The organism is Galbibacter sp. L-19, assembly GCF_056857615.1.
Map to the genome: position 1 here is coordinate 1 of NZ_JBSXNL010000011.1, position 3,537 is coordinate 3,537.

Genomic DNA, 3,537 nt, shown 5'->3' on the forward strand with positions numbered 1-3,537 from the left:
ACCTTTAGCATAACTAAGCTCTACAGCTTTTTGTTTAAATTCTTTGGTGTAAAAATTTCGTGCTTTTGACATTATTATTTTTTTAAAGTTTATAAATATATAAACTCCTTTCTTACTGTCCAGTCAAATATAGCAAGTCCACCCTGTATAACTACAATCTTTAGGATACGCAGAAGAATTCAATTCATTTTTAGAAACAGGAAACACTTCTAATGCTCGCCCACTATAAGATGTGGTTCCAGACGGGGCAAATATTCTATAATGTCTATATTCTCCTGAATTTTGTGTTACTGAGAATTTTTGGGCTCGTTTCTGAGCTTCCAAGTATGGTACTGATATCAATGATGCAACCATATTTGTAATCGACTGACTCAAATCAACCCAAGTATTTCCATCAACACTACCTTGGAGCAATAACTCTCCTGAACTAAGGTGTGTGTATCGATTAAAATAAACTATATATACCTCTTTCAGCTCTACAGAGCCATCCATTTCAAAAGTGTAGACAGCTTTATCTGTGATAGTAATGTCATTCTCGACCACAAATCCACCGTACTGGTCATGATAACCATCAATGACCTCAGAGATATTATTATTGGTAGTGTATGGTTGAAGATCTGTCGAGACATTTATAAATTCATGCTTATTGGTGAGCAGTGTGTATTTTGAATAAAAACAATCAGGACTTTCTATAGCATCTAGTATCCCATCATTATCATCATCTAGGTCACAACTATTTATAATACCATCACCATCAAAGTCATCACAAGCTTCAGAGCCACCAACTACTCCAGCTACAGAACATTGACTACATCCAGTACCATCACCGCATTCTTCTTCATTAATTGCAGAAGCATTTTGTGAAGTTCCAACAGCTTGTCCTCCATTAGCGATTGTTGGTATCCCAGTGCCACCTACATTATTTCCAAGATTATCTATTACAGGACCTGCGGTACCATTGTATTCTGCACCCGTATTTCCTCCATTAATGTTTGAAGTCTGTAGTTGACTTGAGGTTATTCCTCCATCACCTTCTAAAGCATCTGGGCAACCATCTCCATCGCTATCAAGATCCAAACGGTTAACTATACCATCTCTATCGGAATCACCATCTACACATCCAGTAGCGTTTTTTAATATATGTATCTCATTTTCGTATACCGTATGATCTCTCCCAGTAGCAGAATAAGAAAATGATACTTGATCTACTGGTCCTACAAAATTAAGGACAGCGCCTGAATTAGTTATATCAGTTCCGTTGGAGCTAAAATACCCATTAGTAGTATTATAATTTACACCAGACTCTAAGGTGTAACTTGCCAAAGGAACACTTACTCCTTGATAAGTTGCATTTATCAATACCCGTTCTTTTTTTTCTACTGGTGTTGAGCCTGTAACAGAAACACTATTTAAATGATCTATTTCAAAGCTCAGGTTGTAAACAGGCGTTGAAAAATTAATCCCTACAAAGGCAGGACTACTAGCAGTTGCTCCTGTTCTCGCCCTTGTAATTATATAGTTTGGCTTTGATTCAAACCCATATCTTGTTTGCCCCGCCATTGTTCCTCCCGCTAAAGGAAAAACTTCACCTGTAGCACCTGTGCTAAAAGTTCCTGTACCTATATTGAAAGCTTCACCACTACTATAAGTAGTAGAATAGTTAGTAGCTTCACTAAAAGTAATTAAGGTTTGTGGAGACTCGGCACAAATTAATTCATTAGTATCTAAAATTCCATCATTATCATCATCTAAATCATCTTTATTAAGTACAGTGTCTCCATCTAAGTCATCGTTAGGGCCTGTTTGTAAAGTATAAGGATAATCTTTTAAAAAACTAAAATTAGCCTTAACACCTACTTCTAACACCCAGTCTCCATCTTTTCCTGTAAGGTTAGTAGATGCAGAAACTTTTACATCTAATTTACTTTCTATGTATTTAACTGCATTTATCCCTTCTTCTCCTTTAGCAAATTCACAACCATAAATATTTAAGTTTTGAATTTTGAATTCTGAGTTTTGAATTTTAGGTTTGAGAAAGTCAGTAATTTGCTCGGCGTTCAGCCATTTACCTTCTATCAATAATTGTCCTGGACGACCATGAGTTATTAAATGATAAGTTCTTGAATCTAAATTCTTATTCATAACAAGAAAACTATCACTCTTCTTAACAGCAATATCTATATACACAGTCTCAGATGAGCTCTTTGAGAAAGTAAAGCTCACTATAAACATGTATATAATAAGTATTATGATATATTTAATTCTGCACATAAAATTGGTTCATTAATTGTTATAAAAAATTTAGATTTCAGTATTAATCTTCCTTTACAACAAATACTATATTCATAAAAGACCCCTCATAGATATCTGCTCCTGCTTTAACATCATACGTAAGCACTCCAGCTGCTGAAACAGCAACATTTTCAAATACTTCTTCATCATACCATGTAATATGATATGCTAACTCATCAGCTGGTAAAACTGGTATAGCTACATCTAATGAAGTATCACTACTTGCCTGAGGTGTTCCAAATTGATCGATATATTTTGCATGAAGATCTATTGTTCCAAATGTATCTCCAGCAGGAACCTGCTCTGCAATAACTGGTATTAAAACAGATGGCATAAAGAAAAACTTAGGTAAGGTTGCCTTTAATGATTTTATGATTCCATTTGCATCGGCTACTAACACACGGTCTTTTTGTCCTGTTGTAGCAGCTTCTATGGTTCCTACATTTGTATTAACCTCACGTATTCTTGCGCTCCCAGTTTTAATATCTAAGCTCTCGGTAGTTGTTTCTCCTGAAAAATCTCCGATCCCTATTTTTCCCTTTTGATAAATGTTTTCTGTATTGCTTATTGCTGGAGTAGAAGTATTTTCCACATTCCAAGGTTCTTTACTCTCAAGATAATCCTCAATGGTAGTAAATGTCTCTCCATTGATAGTAACTGGGCCGCTGTTAACGATATTTTCAAAATTGTTTACTACCCCGCCTGCTATATCAATTGCATAAATTCCTGTTGGTAAAGATGCAGGATCCCATCCATCAGCATCTGTACTTGTAGGAGCTGTTTGATTATTTGCCGCTAAATAAGCTTCCGATACGTAATATAATTCGCTTTTATCGGTCGTACTAACTAAAATAGTCTGACTCTCATTAGCGCTTACGATGTTTTCTAAATATTCTTCAACAGTAGTATACGTATCTCCATTGATAGTAACTGGGCCGCTGTTAACGATATTTTCAAAATTGTTTACTACACCGCCTGCAATATCAATTGCATAAATTCCTGTTGGTAAAGATGCAGGATCCCATCCATCAGCATCTGTACTTGTAGGGGCTGTTTGATTATTTGCCGCTAAATAAGCTTCCGATACGTAATATAATTCGCTTTTATCTGTCGTACTAACTAAAATAGTCTGACTCTCATTAGCGCTTACGATGTTTTCTAAATATTCTTCAACAGTAGTATACGTATCTCCATTGATAGTAACTGGGCCGCTGTTAACGATATTTTCAAAATTGTTTACTACAC

General features: G+C 35.5%; 1 protein-coding gene and 1 pseudogene. Both read right to left on the reverse strand.

Translation table 11 applies throughout. The features are described from left to right. Window positions 1–123: 123 nt before the first annotated feature. Entirely contained in the window at window positions 124–2,142 is a 2,019-nt protein-coding gene (locus AC13CQ_RS00270; protein WP_482882589.1) for a DUF4347 domain-containing protein, read from the reverse strand. Window positions 2,143–2,314: 172 nt separating this feature from the next. Then, a pseudogene (locus AC13CQ_RS00275) lies at window positions 2,315–3,537 on the reverse strand (hypothetical protein); the annotation flags it as partial.